This window comes from Methylobacterium sp. Leaf361, from assembly GCF_001424445.1.
Taxonomy (GTDB): Bacteria; Pseudomonadota; Alphaproteobacteria; order Rhizobiales; family Beijerinckiaceae; genus Methylobacterium.
Window position 1 is genome coordinate 167,850 of the sequence record NZ_LMPY01000002.1, and the last position, 15,199, is coordinate 183,048.

At 68.7% G+C, this 15,199-nt stretch carries 25 protein-coding genes and 1 tRNA gene; 10 read left to right on the top strand and 16 right to left on the bottom strand.

Annotation, left to right across the window (positions count from 1 at the left end; translation table 11 throughout):
• Positions 1-93 precede the first annotated feature (93 nt).
• The 5 genes from ASG32_RS03430 to ASG32_RS03450 form a co-directional block, all read right to left on the bottom strand.
• Entirely contained in the window at positions 94-1,410 is a 1,317-nt protein-coding gene (locus ASG32_RS03430; protein WP_056522636.1) for an MFS transporter, read from the bottom strand.
• Positions 1,410-1,616: an Rmf/CrpP family protein gene (locus ASG32_RS03435; RefSeq protein ID WP_056522640.1), complete on the bottom strand. Its 207-nt coding sequence runs from the start codon at positions 1,614-1,616 to the stop codon at positions 1,410-1,412. Before ASG32_RS03435 ends, ASG32_RS03430 begins: the two co-directional genes overlap by 1 nt.
• A 67-nt stretch (positions 1,617-1,683) precedes the next feature.
• Positions 1,684-1,941: a catalase gene (locus tag ASG32_RS03440; RefSeq protein ID WP_020093435.1), complete on the bottom strand. Its 258-nt coding sequence runs from the start codon at positions 1,939-1,941 to the stop codon at positions 1,684-1,686.
• A gap of 104 nt (positions 1,942-2,045) precedes the next feature.
• Complete coding sequence (locus ASG32_RS03445) at positions 2,046-2,309, bottom strand: hypothetical protein (protein WP_056522641.1); 264 nt, start codon at positions 2,307-2,309, stop codon at positions 2,046-2,048.
• 148 nt (positions 2,310-2,457) lie between these two features.
• The gene (locus ASG32_RS03450) at positions 2,458-2,688 is read right to left on the bottom strand and encodes a hypothetical protein (protein WP_020093433.1); all 231 of its coding nucleotides are present in this window, start codon (positions 2,686-2,688) and stop codon (positions 2,458-2,460) included.
• A 161-nt stretch (positions 2,689-2,849) separates the two neighbouring features.
• Here ASG32_RS03450 and ASG32_RS03455 point away from each other — a divergent pair, with 161 nt between their 5' ends.
• On the top strand, positions 2,850-3,866 hold the full coding sequence (locus ASG32_RS03455) for an NAD-dependent epimerase (RefSeq protein ID WP_056522644.1): 1,017 nt from the start codon (positions 2,850-2,852) through the stop codon (positions 3,864-3,866).
• 210 nt (positions 3,867-4,076) lie between these two features.
• The gene (locus ASG32_RS03460; protein ID WP_020093431.1) at positions 4,077-4,442 is read left to right on the top strand and encodes a cytochrome c family protein; all 366 of its coding nucleotides are present in this window, start codon (positions 4,077-4,079) and stop codon (positions 4,440-4,442) included.
• 63 nt (positions 4,443-4,505) lie between these two features.
• Here ASG32_RS03460 and ASG32_RS03465 read toward each other — a convergent pair whose 3' ends face one another.
• The 3 genes from ASG32_RS03465 to ASG32_RS03475 all read right to left on the bottom strand — a co-directional run bounded on the left by ASG32_RS03465 (position 4,506) and on the right by ASG32_RS03475 (position 6,247).
• Positions 4,506-5,024, bottom strand: coding sequence for a MarR family transcriptional regulator (locus tag ASG32_RS03465; RefSeq protein ID WP_199866071.1), 519 nt, complete (start codon positions 5,022-5,024; stop codon positions 4,506-4,508).
• Between the two features lie 129 nt (positions 5,025-5,153).
• Positions 5,154-6,098 (bottom strand): site-specific tyrosine recombinase XerD, encoded by a 945-nt coding sequence (locus tag ASG32_RS03470; protein ID WP_056522647.1) that lies wholly within the window; start codon positions 6,096-6,098, stop codon positions 5,154-5,156.
• Positions 6,095-6,247: a hypothetical protein gene (locus tag ASG32_RS03475; protein WP_012317685.1), complete on the bottom strand. Its 153-nt coding sequence runs from the start codon at positions 6,245-6,247 to the stop codon at positions 6,095-6,097. Before ASG32_RS03475 ends, ASG32_RS03470 begins: the two co-directional genes overlap by 4 nt.
• 244 nt (positions 6,248-6,491) lie before the next feature.
• On the opposite strand from ASG32_RS03475, the gene ASG32_RS03480 reads away from it, so the two are divergent.
• The 8 genes from ASG32_RS03480 to ASG32_RS03515 all read left to right on the top strand — a co-directional run bounded on the left by ASG32_RS03480 (position 6,492) and on the right by ASG32_RS03515 (position 9,694).
• Positions 6,492-7,115: a shikimate kinase gene (locus ASG32_RS03480; RefSeq protein WP_020093428.1), complete on the top strand. Its 624-nt coding sequence runs from the start codon at positions 6,492-6,494 to the stop codon at positions 7,113-7,115.
• Between the two features lie 19 nt (positions 7,116-7,134).
• Positions 7,135-8,274, top strand: a complete 1,140-nt coding sequence (gene aroB / locus ASG32_RS03485; RefSeq protein WP_056522650.1) for a 3-dehydroquinate synthase — start codon at positions 7,135-7,137, stop codon at positions 8,272-8,274.
• 109 nt (positions 8,275-8,383) lie between these two features.
• A tRNA-Thr gene (locus ASG32_RS03490) sits at positions 8,384-8,459 on the top strand.
• Positions 8,460-8,518: 59 nt separating this feature from the next.
• Positions 8,519-8,776, top strand: a complete 258-nt coding sequence (locus tag ASG32_RS03495; RefSeq protein ID WP_056522653.1) for a hypothetical protein — start codon at positions 8,519-8,521, stop codon at positions 8,774-8,776.
• Positions 8,773-8,979: a hypothetical protein gene (locus tag ASG32_RS03500; RefSeq protein ID WP_056522657.1), complete on the top strand. Its 207-nt coding sequence runs from the start codon at positions 8,773-8,775 to the stop codon at positions 8,977-8,979. The genes ASG32_RS03495 and ASG32_RS03500 overlap by 4 nt, the downstream gene beginning before the upstream one ends.
• A 2-nt stretch (positions 8,980-8,981) precedes the next feature.
• Positions 8,982-9,167 carry a hypothetical protein gene (locus ASG32_RS03505; RefSeq protein WP_056522661.1) on the top strand — a complete coding sequence of 62 codons (186 nt, stop codon included), beginning with the start codon at positions 8,982-8,984 and terminating at the stop codon, positions 9,165-9,167.
• Between the two features lie 9 nt (positions 9,168-9,176).
• Positions 9,177-9,467: a hypothetical protein gene (locus ASG32_RS03510; protein ID WP_056522664.1), complete on the top strand. Its 291-nt coding sequence runs from the start codon at positions 9,177-9,179 to the stop codon at positions 9,465-9,467.
• Positions 9,464-9,694 (top strand): hypothetical protein, encoded by a 231-nt coding sequence (locus tag ASG32_RS03515; protein WP_056522667.1) that lies wholly within the window; start codon positions 9,464-9,466, stop codon positions 9,692-9,694. Before ASG32_RS03510 ends, ASG32_RS03515 begins: the two co-directional genes overlap by 4 nt.
• Here the strand turns inward: ASG32_RS03515 and ASG32_RS03520 are convergent.
• From ASG32_RS03520 to ASG32_RS03550, 8 genes are all read right to left on the bottom strand, one after another.
• Complete coding sequence (locus ASG32_RS03520) at positions 9,646-10,014, bottom strand: hypothetical protein (protein ID WP_056522670.1); 369 nt, start codon at positions 10,012-10,014, stop codon at positions 9,646-9,648. The genes ASG32_RS03515 and ASG32_RS03520 overlap by 49 nt on opposite strands.
• 126 nt (positions 10,015-10,140) lie before the next feature.
• Positions 10,141-11,382 carry an ATP-binding protein gene (locus ASG32_RS32090; RefSeq protein ID WP_199866072.1) on the bottom strand — a complete coding sequence of 414 codons (1,242 nt, stop codon included), beginning with the start codon at positions 11,380-11,382 and terminating at the stop codon, positions 10,141-10,143.
• A 209-nt stretch (positions 11,383-11,591) separates the two neighbouring features.
• Positions 11,592-11,948 (bottom strand): hypothetical protein, encoded by a 357-nt coding sequence (locus tag ASG32_RS03525; protein ID WP_056522673.1) that lies wholly within the window; start codon positions 11,946-11,948, stop codon positions 11,592-11,594.
• A 50-nt stretch (positions 11,949-11,998) separates the two neighbouring features.
• Entirely contained in the window at positions 11,999-12,421 is a 423-nt protein-coding gene (locus ASG32_RS03530; RefSeq protein WP_056522676.1) for a hypothetical protein, read from the bottom strand.
• Positions 12,421-12,687, bottom strand: a complete 267-nt coding sequence (locus tag ASG32_RS03535; RefSeq protein ID WP_024828275.1) for a hypothetical protein — start codon at positions 12,685-12,687, stop codon at positions 12,421-12,423. The genes ASG32_RS03530 and ASG32_RS03535 overlap by 1 nt, the downstream gene beginning before the upstream one ends.
• 1 nt (position 12,688) lies before the next feature.
• Positions 12,689-13,384 carry a hypothetical protein gene (locus ASG32_RS03540; RefSeq protein WP_056522680.1) on the bottom strand — a complete coding sequence of 232 codons (696 nt, stop codon included), beginning with the start codon at positions 13,382-13,384 and terminating at the stop codon, positions 12,689-12,691.
• A 13-nt stretch (positions 13,385-13,397) separates the two neighbouring features.
• On the bottom strand, positions 13,398-13,745 hold the full coding sequence (locus tag ASG32_RS03545; RefSeq protein WP_056522683.1) for a septal ring lytic transglycosylase RlpA family protein: 348 nt from the start codon (positions 13,743-13,745) through the stop codon (positions 13,398-13,400).
• Between the two features lie 71 nt (positions 13,746-13,816).
• Positions 13,817-15,199: hypothetical protein (locus ASG32_RS03550; protein WP_199866073.1), on the bottom strand; the 1,383-nt coding region annotated here is incomplete at its 5' end.

Below are 15,199 nucleotides of genomic sequence, written 5' to 3' on the forward strand. Positions count from 1 at the left end.
TCCGCTCGGCACCGGCCCCGCGATGGGCGCATGGATGACGCGCCCCGATGCAGCACGTGCATACATAATGCGAAACGCCTCGGCGCGACCGACTCAGGCCTCCGCGTCGGCGTCGAGGTCCCTCCCGCGGGTCTCGGGCAGCAGGAACGCGGCGATCGTCCCGACGAGGCTGAACGCGGCGAGGTAGTAGGCCGGCGCGAGCCGGTCGCCGGTCGCGGCGATCAGCCAGTTCACCACGTAGTTCGTGCTGCCGCCGAACACCGAGACGGAGACCGCGTAGACGATCGACAACCCGGCGCTGCGTACCGCCCGCGGCAGGGCCTCGGGAATGCCGACGATCACGGCCGCCGCGTTGAGGGACGACAGCGCCGAGAGCAGGAAGGTGACCGCGTAGACGCTGGCAGCGCTCGGCGCCCGCACCACCCAGGCGAAGGCCGGGACCGCCAGGATCAGGATCAGCGCCCGCGGCCAGATCATCACCGGTCGCCGCCCGTACCGGTCGGCCAGCCAGCCGCCGAGCAGCGGGAAGATCACCGAGGCGAGCCCGAGGGCGATCGGCACCGCCGTGGCGGCGGTCTCGCTCAGGCCGAGGGTCGCGCCCGCGAAGACCGGCATGTTGGTGCCGACCGCGTTCGACACGGTCGAGGCCGCGATGACCAGGAAGGTCAGGCCCAGCAGGCGGCCGTGCTCGCGCAGGAGCCGGCCGACCACCGCCATCGTCGAGGCCGCCGCGTGCGGATCCTCCTCGGCGCCGGCGGTCTCGGGCAGGTGGCTGCGGATAACGAGGCCGACCGGTACGACGCACAGGCCGAGGGCGAACATCAGCCGCCAGCCCCACTGCGCCATCGCCTGGTCGCCGACCACGAGCGCCAGGGCGGTCGCGATGATCCCGGCGAACAGGGCGGCGCAGCCCTGGCTGGCGATCTGCCAGCTCGTCACGAAGCCGCGCCGGTCCGGGGGCGCGGCCTCCAGCAGGAAGGCGGTCGAGGGACCAACCTCGCCGCCGAGGGCGAGGCCCTGCACGAGGCGTCCGGCGATGACGATGACCTGCGCCCAGCCGCCGATCGTCGCGTAGGAGGGGCAGGCGGCCAGCATGAGCATGCCGACGGCCATCAGCGCGATGGTGATCAGCATCGCGGGCTTGCGGCCGGCCCGGTCCGCGAAGGCGCCGATCAGCACACCGCCGATGGGCCGCATGACGTAGCCGATGCCGAACAGGGCGAGCGATGCCAGCAGGCTGTGGGTCGGGTCGTTCGCCGGGAAGAAGGCCTCGCCGATCGGCTTGGCGAAGAAGGCGTAGACGGTGAAGTCGTAGAATTCGAGGGCGTTGCCCAGGACGACGGCCCCGACCGACTTGCGGTCGAGAGTCGAATGATGCGCGCCGGGATGCGGTGCGGTCCGGGCGTCCATCAGCGGGCCGACCCGTCGACCGGGTGCTTGGCGAGACCGCCGGTCACGGGCGTCTCGCCCTCCGCCAGGGCCGCGTCGTAACCGGCCAGCCAGAGCGTGCGCGCCTCCGTCCCCTCCGCGTAGGGGCAGGCTTCCCGGGCGAGCCCTTTGGCGGGCGCGGCCCGGCCGAGGGCGCGGGCATCGAGGTCGTTCGGTGGCGTATCCATACGGGCGCAGCTCCGTTCCGGTGGGCTGCGGCGCGATGTAGGGCGCGGAGCGCGCGCGTCGCCGATCTCAGTGACGCGTCGGGTCCGCGTCGGCGGGCAGCGCCACGGCCTCGCTGAACGGGAATTCCAGCACGACCTCGCCGTCGTCGTCCGTGACCACGAGGCACGCCGTCATCAGCCGGGCCTGATCCTGCGGCTGGCGCAGGGCGGCGCGGATCGTCTCCCGCGCCGCCTCCCAGGCCGCGTCCGGATCCCGAAGCTCGATCCCGGTCGGGTCGGAGATGACGTCCTCGCCGATCTGCGTGTGGAAGAAGTAGCGCGGCATGGTCTTCACCGATTGCAGGGGTGCCGCCCCGGGCGGAGCGACCCACGACAGGTGGTGATGGCCGCGCGTCGGACCAGATGCGGCGCGCCCCCCTGTCTCGGCCCTCAGCCGTGCGCGGCGCGCGCGGCCGGCGCGGACGGGACCGGGCGCAGCGCCCGCACCTGGCCGCTGGAACCGCCCGCGCGGTGCTGCTTCTCCATCGCCATGAGCGGCCGCAGCTCGGGCTCGGCGAAATCGAGGAGCTTGGCGTTGCGCCAGCGCGGCTTGCCGGAGCCGCGGCCGAACCAGCGGGGGCGCTCCTCCTCGACCAGGAGCACCAGCCGCCCTGTCCAGGTCTTCCGGAACCAGAAACGCCCTGTCAGAGACATCGTCCCATCCTCGCCGTCGAGCCGCCCCCGGTCTGGCCGCCTCAATAGCGAACTTGGCTGTTCGCGTACTGATTGAGGACGCGAGCGAACAGGCGCACCACCGATATCCACAGCGTCACGCCGGGACTGCGGGGGACTCGGGGCACGATCAGTGCGCGATATGCCGGACCGACAGCGCCAGCACGACGAGCCAGACGAGCCCCGAGAGACCGAACACGAAGCCGCGGAGGATCGCCGCTTCCAGCGCCGCGTGTGCGGAGCGCGGCTCCGAAGCCCGCTCCCTCCGCGAAGGCTCGGGACGCGCCCGGACCGGGCGCTGCTCCGGCACGGTGAGCAGGCGGGTCAGGCTGTCGGGGAGCGGTCTCGGATCGGGCTGCACGGCAGCCGCGAGCCTAACGCGTCACGCGCCCGCGCGACAGGCCGCTCGCAGCGTCGGCAGGCTCATGTCGGCAGGCTCATGTCGGGCACCGATTTGTCGCGCCCATACCCCATGCTACAGCTCGACCCCCGGGCGGCCAGTCAGCCCGTCGGTCCGCGCGCATGCCCCTGCCACCTGTTCTGATCACCGGCGTGGCCGGCTTCATCGGGAACCAGCTCGCCCTGCGCCTCCTCGAGGACGGCCGGCAGGTCGTCGGCCTGGACAGCGTCAACGCCTATTACGACGTGCGCCTCAAGGAAGCCCGGCTGCAACGCCTCGCGGATTTCCCGGGCTACAGCTTCGCGCGCCTCGACCTCGCCGACCGCGGCGGCCTCGACGCGCTGTTCCACCGCCACGCGTTCCGCACGGTGATCCACCTCGCGGCCCAGGCCGGCGTGCGCTACTCGCTCACCGATCCGCACGCCTACGCGGCGAGCAACCTCGTCGGCTTCCTGAACATCCTCGAGGCCTGCCGCCACGGCGGCGTGGGACACCTCCTCTACGCGTCCTCCAGCTCCGTCTACGGCGGCGTCACCGCAATGCCGTTCTCGGTGCACCAGAACGTCGACCATCCGCTCAGCCTCTACGCCGCGACCAAGAAGGCGAACGAGCTGATGGCGCACAGCTACAGCCATCTCTACGGCCTGCCGACGACGGGCCTGCGCTTCTTCACCGTCTACGGCCCCTGGGGCCGGCCCGACATGGCGCTGTACCTGTTCACCCGCGCGATCCTGGCGGGCGAACCGATCCGCGTGTTCAACGAAGGGCGGATGCTCCGGGACTTCACCTACATCGACGACATCGTCGCGGGGATCCGGGCCCTGGCCGACCGGCCGGCCGCGCCCGACCCCGCGTGGAGCGGCGAGGCGCCGGATCCCGGGACCAGCTCCGCCCCTTACAGGATCTACAACATCGGCAACAACGAGCCGGTGGCGCTCCTGGAGATGATCGCGCTCCTTGAGAACGCCCTGGGCCGCAAGGCGGAGAAGATCCTCCTGCCGATGCAGCCCGGCGACGTCCCGGCGACCTACGCCGACATCGACGACCTCGTGCGGGACGCCGGCTTCCGGCCCGCCACGCCGCTGAAGACGGGGATCGGGCGCTTCGTCGACTGGTATCGGACCTATCACGGGATCTGAGGGAACGGCGCCGCGCGCCGTCGCACGGAGCCAATCCGTTCACGCGGTGTTGAGTGGGGCGGCGGCCCGCAGCATCCGCCAACCGGCCCCGGATGACGGCTATCCCAGACTGGGCCGTTGCGCGCGCCGGGCACATTCATTTAGAGCTGTTCCAGGCAGGCAAGCTCTGCCCGCATCGCTGCCCAAGCGGCGGCCAACAGGAGGAAATCCATGCGTTCACTCGTTTTCGGCGCCGTCCTTGCCGTCGTGATGCCTCTCGCCGCGCAGGCCCAGGACGCCGGCGACGCCGCGGCCGGCGAGAAGGCGTTCGCCCCCTGCAAGGCGTGCCACAACTTCCAGAAGAACGGCGTGGGTCCTGACCTGAAGGGCGTCGTCGGCCGCAAGGCGGGCACCTACGAGGGCTACAACTACTCCGCCGCCCTGAAGAACTCCGGCATCACCTGGGATGAGGCCAACCTGCACGAGTGGCTGAAGAACCCGAAGGCGAAGGTGCCCGGCACCAAGATGATCTTCCAGGGCTACCCGGACGACAAGAAGATCAACGACGTCATCGCCTACCTCAAGACGCAGTCCTGAGAGGCGAAGATCGGTACGAACCGGGAGCGGCCGCCCGGCCGCTCCCGGGGCTCCGGCCGCGCCCTAGTCGGGCGTGAGGCCGGCCTGCAGGCTCAGCCTGAGCGTGACGAGATTCTGAAGCAGGTCCTTGCGGCCCTGGATATCGAGACCGGTCATGCCCCCCGCCTCGTCGGGCAGGCAGGCGAGTTCCTCGCGCAGCGCCTCGCCGGCGGCGGTGAGGAAGATGCTGACCTGACGCTCATCGACCCTGTCGCGGGCGCGGCGCACGCGCCCGGAGGCTTCCAGGCGCTTCAGGAGCGGCGTCAGCGTCCCCGAATCCAAGAACAGGCGGTTCCCGATCTCCTTGACCGACAATCCGTCCTGCTCCCACAAGACCAGCAGGACGAGGTATTGCGGATAGGTCAGTTCGTGGCGCCCCAGGAGGTTGCGGTAGGCGCGGCCGAACGCGTGCGCGGCGGCGTAGACCGCGAAGCACAGCTGATTGTCGAGGCGCTGCCGCTCCCGCTGCGAAAGCTGGTCGGCACGCGTGTGCCCCGCTCGATCCGGCTCGATGCCGATCTGCGAGGCCGTGGGGCCTGACATAGGAAAACTCTCTCTGGTAAAGGCTGGCTCGCGTACCGGTATGGCGAGGGGCTACTTCTAGGCAGTTCGCTAAACGTATACAATTGGGGCGACCGACCGAGAGTTGCCACACCATCCGCCCGGCAGCGCTCAGCCATCCATCAACGGATGCAGATCGCGGACCATCGCCTTCAGGCGCTCGTCGAGGACGTGCGTGTAGATCTGCGTCGTCGAGATGTCGGCGTGGCCGAGCAGCTCCTGGACGATGCGCAGGTCGGCGCCGTTCTGCAGGAGGTGACTCGCGAAGGCGTGGCGGAGCACGTGGGGGCTCACCCGATCCGGGTGGAGCCCCGCCGCCGAGGCCAGCACCTTGAGATCGCGGGCGAAGGCCTGCCGGGTGAGATAGCCGCTGTCGCTGTCGGCGGGAAACAGCCACGGGTTGTCCTCCGGCACGGCCGGAAGATGCGCCGCCATCGCGGCGCGGGCCGCATCGGTCAGGGGCACGAGGCGCTCGCGGCCGCCCTTGCCCTTGACGATGAGGTAGCGCTCGCGCGTCGCGCCCGCCGCGCGGGGCAGGGCGACCAGTTCCGAGACGCGCAGGCCCGTGGCGTAGAGCAACTCGAGCAGGCACGCCATCCGGCGTGCCCGCCGGGCCGGGCCGGGGGCCTGATCGGCGGCGGCGGCCGCCTGCGCCGTGGCGAGCAGCCGGTCGACCTCCGCGATGGACAGCACCTTGGGGAGCGCGCGCCCGCGGCGCGGACCGGACACCGCGACGCTCGGATCGCTCTCGGCGCCGCCCTCGGCGTAGAGGAACTTGTGGAAACCGCGCACGCAGGACAGGCGCCGCGCCGCCGAGGACGCCTTCAGGCCCCGGGTCTCGAGGTCGATCAGGAAGGCCCGCAGCGTGCCGGCCTCCACGTCGCCGAGCGCCGTGCCCGAGCGCGCGAGATAGTCGAGGTAATCGTCCAGGTCCCGGCGGTAGGCGCTCAGGGTGTTCAGTCCGGCACCGCGCTCGGCGGCCAGCATGTCGAGATACTCGGCAACCTCGGGGCGCGGCGCCCGGGCGGCGTCGCCGCTGCCCTCCGGCCCGCTCAACGGTTGCCCGGCTGCAGCTTCGAGGCGGGGATGGTCACGCTCATCTCCCGCGGCGTCGGCTGGACGAAATGCGCGAGCGCGAACATGGCCGCGTAGACCAGACCCGCCAGGATCGCGAGGGTGGCAAAGAAACGGAACAGGGTCGGCACGTCGGTCGAACCTCGGGCAGACGGGCGCTGGCGGCGGGGAGGGGGAGGGCGAAGGCCTTCTCCGAGCCGCCGCCGATGCCCGGGTTCGACCACGTGAACGAGGCGCTGACAAGGCCCACGACGACACAGGGATGCGTTTCGCAGGCCGCTTGAATCGCGCTAAGAGCCTGCCGCAGGATGTGAGGCTGCCCGGGCGACAGGCGCGCGGGGGCCGGTGGAGAGGCGGGGACGCCGCACGGATGCGATGCAGGAGTCGATGCAGGAGGCCATGAGCGGGGAGGAGGCGGGGGAACCGATCGAGGCGCGACTGCGCCGCGCGCTCGGCCTGCGCTCGATCGTGCTCGTCGGCCTCATGGGAGCGGGCAAGAGCACCGTCGGCCGGCGTCTGGCGAGCCGCCTCGGCCTGATCTTCAAGGATGCCGACATCGAGATCGAGGCCGCGGCCGGCCTGACGATCCCCGACATCTTCGCGATCTACGGCGAGCCGAGCTTCCGCGACGGCGAGGAGCGGGTGATCTCGCGCTTGCTGCGGGCCGGCCCGCTGGTCCTGGCGACGGGCGGCGGCGCCTACCTGCGCGAGGCGACCCGCGCGCGCATCGCTGAATCGGCGGTCTCCGTCTGGCTGAAGGCCGATCTGGACGTGCTGATGCGGCGGGTCCGCAAGCGCGGCAACCGCCCGCTGCTGCAGACCGAGGATCCCGAGGCGACGATGCGCGACCTGATGGCCGTGCGCCACCCGGTCTACGCCGCAGCCGACGTGATGGTCATCTCGCGGGAGGTCTCGCATGACCGGGTCGTCCAGGACGTGCTGGAGGCGCTGGATGCCCATCTCAGCGGCGAAGGATCCATCCCCGTGGCCGCCCAGTGAGACCCGAGCGAACCGATCCATGACCGAGCCCCGTCCGGACCTCCTGACCGTCCACGTGCCCCTCGACGCCGGCCGCGCCTACGACATCCAGATCGGACGCGGGCTGATCGACACCGCCGGCACAGCGGTCGCCGCGCTCGGGGCCCGCCGGGCGGCGATCGTGACGGACGCGACGGTCGGCGCGCTCTACGCCGCGCGGCTGCGGACCAGCCTGGAGCGCGCCGGCCTCCAGGCGGGCGTGGTGACGGTGGCGCCGGGCGAGGCCTCCAAATCCTACGCGGGCTACGCGGCGGTCTGCGACGGTCTGCTCGCCCTCAAGGTCGAGCGCGGCGACCTCGTCGTGGCGCTGGGCGGCGGCGTGGTCGGCGACCTCGCGGGCTTCGCGGCCGCCACCCTGCGGCGCGGCGTGCGCTTCGTGCAGGTGCCGACGAGCCTGCTCGCGCAGGTCGATTCCTCGGTCGGCGGCAAGACCGGCATCAACGCGCCGCTGGGCAAGAACCTGATCGGCGCCTTCCACCAGCCGCGCCTCGTCCTGGCCGACACGGCCGCCCTCGACACCCTGTCCGAGCGCGAGATGCGCGCCGGCTACGCCGAGGTCGCCAAGTACGGGCTGATCGCCGATCCGGGCTTCTTCGACTGGTGCGAGGCGAACTGGCGCGGGATCTTCGCCGGCGGCCCGGAGCGCGAGCAGGCGGTCGCCGCCTGCTGCCGGGCCAAGGCCGCGGTGGTCACCCGCGACGAGCGGGAGGACGGCGAGCGGGCGCTGCTCAATCTCGGCCACACCTTCGGCCACGCCCTGGAGCGCCTGACCGGCTACGATTCCGCCCGCCTGGTCCACGGCGAGGGCGTGGCGATCGGGATGGCGCTGGCCTTCCGCTTCTCGTCACGCCTCGGGCTCTGCGCGGGACAGGATGCGGGCCGGGTCGCCAACCATCTCGCGCTCGCCGGCCTGCCGACCCGTCTGCAGGCCGTTCCGGGCGGGTGCGGCGACGCCGAGGCGCTCCTCGACGCGATGACCCAGGACAAGAAGGTCCGCGACGGCGCGCTGACCTTCATCCTCGCGCGGGGGATCGGCCAGAGCTTCATCGCCCCCGGCGTGGACCGGGCGGAGGTGGCGGCGTTCCTGCAGGATGAATTGGCGTCGGACCAAGCCGCTTGACGCCCGCGAGCGCCGGCTGTGGCCTTGCCTAACGCAGGCCGGGCCGCTATGAGCCTGCCACGTCCGGCGCCGGTCACCGCGCGCCGCTGACGGTCCCGTCGGGGCCAGAGCCGCAATAGCTCAGCTGGTAGAGCACCTCATTCGTAATGAGGGGGTCGGGGGTTCGAATCCCTCTTGCGGCACCACTACTTAGCTCTATGCTTGCTTACCGAAGAACCGGTCCGGTAAGCACATAGTAAGCAGCATGGCGAACAACCCGACCGTCTCCGAGCTTCGCAAGGCCGCCGAGGTCAGCGACCAGGAGATCGACGCCGCGGTCGATGCGGTGCTCGCGGATCTCGCCACCGAATCGTACCCGCTCGCGAAGGGTTGGACCCTCGACCTCGTCGAGACGCTCCGCACGAACACCCGCGCGGCCGAGGCGCTGACCACCGACAAGCCGGCCTGGAAGCGCAACATGGTCCGGACCGCGATCCTGTTGGCCCATCCGGTGAAGGGATGAGCGACGACGTCGGAGCGGCCCGAGAGCGCGCTGCAATCCAGCACATGATGCGACGGCTGGACGGATTCGCGCGTGGACTCGGCCTGGACGAGGCCGCCACGCGGGAGATCGTCGAGAGGATCGCTGCCGACATGCCGGAGCGGTCGGACGACGAGCGACTGGAGACGGCGCGCAACTGCCTGCTGGCGGCAGCGTCGGCGTAGCCATGTTGGTCGAGTTCGATCCAATGCTTGAGGCTGTCGAGGTGCTGATAGCGCTGGGTCACACCATCACGCCCGACGACGATTTCGAGCGCTGGCAGGTGGATGGTGGGGAATGGATGTCGCTGAGCGACCTGCTGGCACTCGCCCTGCGCCACGGCTTGGTGGATGGGCCGGGGCGGGCACAGTAGCGCGCCGCTATGACCTTCACCTGGCGCCGCACCTTCCCCGACACGCACCACGACTTCGTGGCCGAGGAGGCAGGCCAGCACGTCGGTCGCATCAAGCGGATTGATGGCGGTCCGCAGAACGGCTCGTGGACCTGGAGCTGCACGGGCTGTCAGCGCGGTCACGAGGCCGAGGGCGTGAGACCGCTCAACGGCATGGCCGACACCCGGGACGAGGCTATCGAGGCGCTGGCTGCCGCGTGGGCCCGGGCGAAGGCGTGGAGCGCCCGAACCGGGTTGCCGTTGGTGCATGGCAGATCATGACCGACGAGCAGAAGGGCTACCTGCAGGCGCTGTCCGACCTGCGCTCTTGGCACCGCTGGCAGATCGGCGCGTGCCATGGGGACCTGCGCTCCACGCAGGCTCACGAGGATGCCATCGCCTACCTCGACATGCTGATCGCCACGAAGAAGCTGCACGCGGCTCAGGATGAGGACGAACGTCAGCGAGCCCGCGCCGCGAACTCCCAGACCGGCGGCCCCCAGGTCTGACCTGGCTTGGTCCGGTAGCCGGAGAACCGGTCGAACACGATCCGGTCCCGCTCCACGTCGATCGCCGGACTGTCGTTGACCATCAGCGCGCCGGCATACTCGACGCGCAGGAAGCCGTACTCCGGATGGACGCCGAAGAGCTGCTCCGCGGTCCAGCCGAGCCGATGCGCCTCCGCGCCGTGCTGGTCGAGGAAGGCGAGCGCGTTCGCCCGCATCGCCGCCCATCGCGTCGGCGTCAGGTAGCGGCACGGCGAGGCGTGCTCGGACAGGCGCTCAATCTGGTCGCGCCAGGAGGCGACGGCGGGTGGGAGGTTTGACATGGCGGTCGGGGTAGGGGCGAATGGTTGCCGAAACTCAAAGGCCGCCTGAGGGCCACTATCAATTGCTTCTTCCAGGCGCTTCGAAGGAGCGGCACGCGTGCCGATCCAGTTAAACCCAATTCGAAATCAAGAAAAATCATTGGCAGGAGGGGACGGCGTTTCATTCTGTCTGCGGATGAAACTTGCCATCATCGGAACAGCGAACGAGTATTTGCCGTGTCTGTTTTTATAGATAACTCCGGAAGAATTGAGCGTTGACAACATCTGATTTACGTGGCTGCTTCCAAATCCCTTCATCGAAAGCACGTGGGATGCCTCAACTATTTCCTGAACTGTAAACTCACCATCCGCATTTTCAAGGTTGGCAATTACAAATAGAAGATCGCGCTGTCTGTCAGTTGCTCGGCCCCAGCGTCCTGCGAAGAAATCTGTATCGAGCTTCCGCATGATTTCATCAATTGGAATTGACGGATCTGCGCCAACAGCTAGACGCTGTATCCAAACATCATAGATTTCCCGGCATATAAACTGGATGAAGTAAGGGTATCCGCCAGAAGTAGTCGCGACAAGATCGACGGATGGCTCTGTAAATTTAACCGGACACTTCGCGTCCTCTACCGGCTTCTTGATGGCGTCTTTGCGATCCTTCATTTCCAACTGAGAGAGGGAAACTACTCTAAACATGCGCTCAGAGTAGGTTCTGGCCTCAACAAGTTTTGGAAACAGTGTCGGCAGGCCAACAAGGGCCAGCATAAAAGAAATGTTCTTGCGCTGAATTGATTGGAATGTGTCCAGCAGGACTGACAATGGATATTGGTCGCGCTGAGCGTGATCCGCGAGATTTTGCGCCTCGTCATAGGCGAAAATCATCCCTCTCTTTCCCAACTGCTGGACAATCGTCCATGCAAATTCGAGTACGGCCTTAAGCTTGTCGGTCGTCAGACCAGGCGTTTCCTCATAAAGCCGCATAAGATACTGATAGTTTATAGGCTGCAAAATAGGAGATGCACCTCCGGTAAACCCAGCCTCCTTCTGCTCGCCTACCGTAAGGGTGAGCGAGGACGTAACAAGCGACAAATCCGTTATGATGCGCGTCGCCAGATTAGCTTCGCTAACACTCGAAGTCTCAGAGAGATCGGTCCCAACCCAGATCCAGCCCTCTTGAATGGCGATGGGCTTGAATTTCTCTAGGAGAACAGTCTTTCCGAGGCCGCGAAGGCCAGTCAAGATTAAGTTCTCCAAGATGGTGTCCTGCGCGAGCAGTCTACGGAACTCAGCCTCCTCCGCCTCTCGGCCAGCGAGATAAGGCGGCATATGTCCAGCGCCCGGTCGGAAGGGGTTTTTGAACTCCGCCTTCGGATTAACCATTTGTAACGATCCAACATAAATTTAGCTTATGGACTAAATTAACACGCTGCGTGAGGCAGGTCAATTTTTAGACGTTCGATGGCCGTCCGCGCCGCTTCGAACGGCAACTTGGTGCGACAACGCGCGGATGGTTGCCCCCAGAAACGACGAAAGGCGCCCCGGCCGAAGCCAGGGCGCCCAGGGTGTTGACGGATGTCAACGGCCGCTAGTCAGTCGGGCGGCCGGTGCATGAAGGCCTTCAGCATCGCCTCGCGCGTCTCCTTCATCTCGCCCCGGACAGAGGTGACCATGTCGTCGATGCGCCGCTCCAGGCGCGTGATGACGTCGCCGGTCACGTAGGTCCGCGCCACCTCGATCTTGAAGGCGTTCAGCTTCTCCTCGAGGGATCGGATCTCGATCTTAGCCGCCGCCATGTCGATCGTGAGCGGCGAGACCGCGTCCCTGGTGCCGGTGCGCAGCTTCCCGACGACCCAGTCGACGCCCTTGCCGACCGAGAACAGGAACAACGCGAGCGCGATGAGCTGCGCCCAGGTGATCGGCCCGGGCGACAGGAAGGACGTGTCCATGGCGGCGGTCTTTCGCGGCCTACCCCTGCGGGGCAGGTGGAGGGTGAGGGCTATTTGCCGAAGGTGCGGCGGACCGTGGCGGCGATGCCGGCGACGCCGATCACGGCCATGACGATCGACCATTCCATCGCGTCGTACGGCGCCGGCAGCTTCGCGACCTGCCAGTTGAACCGGAAGGTGCTGTCGAGGACGATCGCGCCGAAGTGGATCATGCAGAGCCCGAACGCCGTCGGGATCATCCAGGCGGTCCACGGGGAGAGGTGCTGCGCCGCCCGCTCCTGCGCGGCCACCTTCCGCTCCTCGACGTAGGCGGTGAGCTGGGCCTGGGCGACCGTGACGTCGCCGGCCACGTTCTGGCCGTTCGTCAGCACGCCGTTGTCGGAGCGCTTGTTGAGGTAGGCCAGCACCGGCGCGACGATGCCGGAGCCGAGCAGCTTCACGAGGAAGCCACCGATCAGCGTCAGGAGCGCCATTAGCGCGGCCCTCCGGCGGGCGGCGGCCCGACCATGGCGAGGCGCCGGATCACGATGCCCAGCACGACGCGCGCGATGGCGAGAATGGAAGCGGACTTCGCGCCCCAGCCCGGCGGCAGCAGCACGGTGAAGTCGACACCGGCCAGCGCGTCGAGGATGTCGGGCACGGCCAGCACGAGGGCCAGCGCGTAGATCCGGTACCCGCGCGCGGCGGCGTACCAGCGCAGGATGCCGAGGCGGACCCGGCGGAAGCGAGCGCGGTGCATGTCAGGCCACCTTGGTCTTGCGGGAGAACAGGGCGTGGACGCGAGCCCAGAAGCCGGGATCGGCGGCCGGCGGCGTGATCACGGCCGGAGCCGCGGGCGCTGTCTTCACCGGCGCAGAGGTGGGAATCGCCGCGTAGCCGCCGGCAGTCAGGGCATCCACGAGGGTCGCGTGGTAGCCGGCGATCGTCGCGGCCTTGTCGGTGCCGTTAATGATGCGTCGGGCGCCGACCGCATCGTTCCGGCCCGGGCCGAAGTAGTCCGCCAGCTTCTTGCCGGTGAACCAGCCCTCGACCATGCCGTAGAACAGGATCGCGGCGGCCACGTCCGGGCGCATCGCCAGGGCGGGGGTCTTCACGAGGTCCTCGGCCGCAGTCAGCATGCCGAGCTTGCGCAGCGCGGCCGTGGCCTTGGCGTAGTTCGCCTCCCAGGTGAGCTGCACGAAGCCGCGCCCCCAGAAGCCGGTCGGCCCGTAGGTCCTGCCCTTGCCGCGCCCGTACTCCTCGATCGGCTGCATGGTCCGCGCCGTCTCGTGGAAGGTCGTGGCGAGGCAGTAGGCCAACGAGGCGAGCCCGAGCATGGCCGGGCAGGCGTCGAGGATCGCCTCGATGCCGGCGACCTGCGAGGCCGAGAGCCGGCCGCCGAAGGGCGCGGCGCGCACGCGGTCGAAGAACGCCGAGCGGTTGAGGCTCGCGGCCATGGTGGTCTCCGGGTCAGCCGAGGATGGCGAGGTGGACGCGGCCGACGCCCGACAGGCCGATGGCCCGGGCCGCGCCGCGCGAGAGGTCGATCGCCCGGCCGGCGACGAACGGGCCGCGATCCGTGATCCGGACGACGACGGACCGCCCTGTGGCGGCGCAGGTGACCCGCACGCGGGTTCCGAACCGCAGGGTCTTATGCGCGGCGGTGAGCGCATCCTGGTCGAAGCGCGAGCCGTCGGCCGCGCGGCGGCCATGGAAGCCCGGGCCGTACCAGGAGGCGGTCTCGGCCAGGGCGCACGGGACCGACCCCGCGAGCGCGAGGCACGCGAGGGCGGCCCGCGCCGGGAAGCGCAGGAGCATGACGGAGTCCTGAGAGGGGAGCTTAGGAGAGGAGCTTAGGAGGGGAGCTTAGGAGCTCGCCAGGTCACGGCTCACGGGAGTTCCTTGAAGGAGGCGATCCGGCCATCGACCTTGAGGGTGATCGAACCGGCCAGCGATCCGCCGCTGTAGGTCGCCGGGACCCGAGCCCCGACACGCACGGCCCCGGGCGTGGTCGTGGTATCGAACTGGAGTTCGACCGGAGCGGCGCCGGCGTCTTTCTGCGCCGCCACGGGGGTCGGCGCGGAGACGGTCGTGCCGTTGTGGATCATCAGCACGTCAGCGACGGAGTTCACCGCGCCGACATTCTGCATCAGCCCCTCGACCTCGACGCTGAGACGCAGGCCCCGATAGGGCGCCAGCGCGATCTCGTAGAACGGCACGAATGCGGCGGAGCTGGCGGGGGTCGGCAGGCTGATCGGCCGCTGCTCCGCGATGGCGATGCGGCCCGCGCCGGTCACGCGCTGGTCCGCGACCTTGGTTTTGCAACCGGCGCAGAGGAAGTCGCCGACCCGGACGTTGGTGGCCGGATCCTGGATCACGACGCCCTGCTGCAGGATGCGGAGCAGGCTCGTCCCCGGCAGCACGCTGATGTTGTCGCCSCCGGCGATGATGATGCCGTAGTTGGTATCGCGGGTGATCGGTGCGAGCCGCACGTTCTCGACGCCGGGATAGACGCCGATCGAACCCGTGACCTGCGCCATGATGCCGTAGTTGGTATCGCGGGTGATCGGTGCGAGCCGCACGTTCTCGACGCCGGGATAGACGCCGATCGAACCCGTGACCTGCGCCTCGATGCTGATGTTTCCGACCTTGCCGGTGGTGCCGCCCTCGATTCGCCCGAGTTTGATCGCCTCGCTCGAGCGCGGGTTCTCGAAGGAGTTGGACCCGTCGATCATCAGGTTCGAGGTACCGCCGCCGTCCGCGATGGCCAGCACGAAGCTGCGGTTGAACTGGAGCGTCTTAACGCCGACCAAGCGCAGGCCGCCCCCGCTCTCCTGCCGGATCGCCGTGTCTCCGATCGGATCGTCCGCGTAGAGGACGGAGTTGGCGATCACGCCATCGCCGCTGTCCGCGTGGAAGCCGTTGCGGACACGCATCGCGTACCGGGCCGCGTTGTGCAGATCGAGGTTATCCGCGGTCCAGAACTCGCCGGACTGGATATCGATCTGGTCTTGGAACCCCTCGGCCTTGATCCGCTCGACCATCTGCCCGCGCGGATTTGAGATACCGTCCGCCATCTGGACTGCAACGGCGGTCGTGGCCGTGATGGCGTTCCCGTTGAGATCCTTGTTCTTGAAGAATATGCCGGACACTGCTGCGGCGTCGCCCATCATTTTGACGGCCGGACCGGAGTTGTTGGTGTACCGCAGTTCCGTAGCAGCGAGCGCGCGCCCCACGCCGCGCAGCCTGCGCCCGTTGAGCTGGATCGTCCC

Coding starts and splice junctions, on each gene's coding strand:
- ASG32_RS03435 (WP_056522640.1), bottom strand. CDS start 1,616: ATGGATACGCCACCGAACGACCTCGATGCCCGCGCCCTCGGCCGGGCC.
- ASG32_RS03545 (WP_056522683.1), bottom strand. CDS start 13,745: ATGCTCCTGCGCTTCCCGGCGCGGGCCGCCCTCGCGTGCCTCGCGCTC.
- ASG32_RS03525 (WP_056522673.1), bottom strand. CDS start 11,948: ATGGACACGTCCTTCCTGTCGCCCGGGCCGATCACCTGGGCGCAGCTC.
- ASG32_RS03535 (WP_024828275.1), bottom strand. CDS start 12,687: ATGCACCGCGCTCGCTTCCGCCGGGTCCGCCTCGGCATCCTGCGCTGG.
- ASG32_RS03540 (WP_056522680.1), bottom strand. CDS start 13,384: ATGGCCGCGAGCCTCAACCGCTCGGCGTTCTTCGACCGCGTGCGCGCC.
- ASG32_RS32090 (WP_199866072.1), bottom strand. CDS start 11,382: ATGGTTAATCCGAAGGCGGAGTTCAAAAACCCCTTCCGACCGGGCGCT.
- ASG32_RS03515 (WP_056522667.1), top strand. CDS start 9,464: ATGACCGACGAGCAGAAGGGCTACCTGCAGGCGCTGTCCGACCTGCGC.
- ASG32_RS03430 (WP_056522636.1), bottom strand. CDS start 1,410: ATGGACGCCCGGACCGCACCGCATCCCGGCGCGCATCATTCGACTCTC.
- ASG32_RS03480 (WP_020093428.1), top strand. CDS start 6,492: ATGCAGGAGTCGATGCAGGAGGCCATGAGCGGGGAGGAGGCGGGGGAA.
- aroB (WP_056522650.1), top strand. CDS start 7,135: ATGACCGAGCCCCGTCCGGACCTCCTGACCGTCCACGTGCCCCTCGAC.
- ASG32_RS03445 (WP_056522641.1), bottom strand. CDS start 2,309: ATGTCTCTGACAGGGCGTTTCTGGTTCCGGAAGACCTGGACAGGGCGG.
- ASG32_RS03500 (WP_056522657.1), top strand. CDS start 8,773: ATGAGCGACGACGTCGGAGCGGCCCGAGAGCGCGCTGCAATCCAGCAC.
- ASG32_RS03465 (WP_199866071.1), bottom strand. CDS start 5,024: ATGTCAGGCCCCACGGCCTCGCAGATCGGCATCGAGCCGGATCGAGCG.
- ASG32_RS03510 (WP_056522664.1), top strand. CDS start 9,177: ATGACCTTCACCTGGCGCCGCACCTTCCCCGACACGCACCACGACTTC.
- ASG32_RS03505 (WP_056522661.1), top strand. CDS start 8,982: ATGTTGGTCGAGTTCGATCCAATGCTTGAGGCTGTCGAGGTGCTGATA.
- ASG32_RS03520 (WP_056522670.1), bottom strand. CDS start 10,014: ATGTCAAACCTCCCACCCGCCGTCGCCTCCTGGCGCGACCAGATTGAG.
- ASG32_RS03530 (WP_056522676.1), bottom strand. CDS start 12,421: ATGGCGCTCCTGACGCTGATCGGTGGCTTCCTCGTGAAGCTGCTCGGC.
- ASG32_RS03460 (WP_020093431.1), top strand. CDS start 4,077: ATGCGTTCACTCGTTTTCGGCGCCGTCCTTGCCGTCGTGATGCCTCTC.
- ASG32_RS03495 (WP_056522653.1), top strand. CDS start 8,519: ATGGCGAACAACCCGACCGTCTCCGAGCTTCGCAAGGCCGCCGAGGTC.
- ASG32_RS03455 (WP_056522644.1), top strand. CDS start 2,850: ATGCCCCTGCCACCTGTTCTGATCACCGGCGTGGCCGGCTTCATCGGG.
- ASG32_RS03440 (WP_020093435.1), bottom strand. CDS start 1,941: ATGCCGCGCTACTTCTTCCACACGCAGATCGGCGAGGACGTCATCTCC.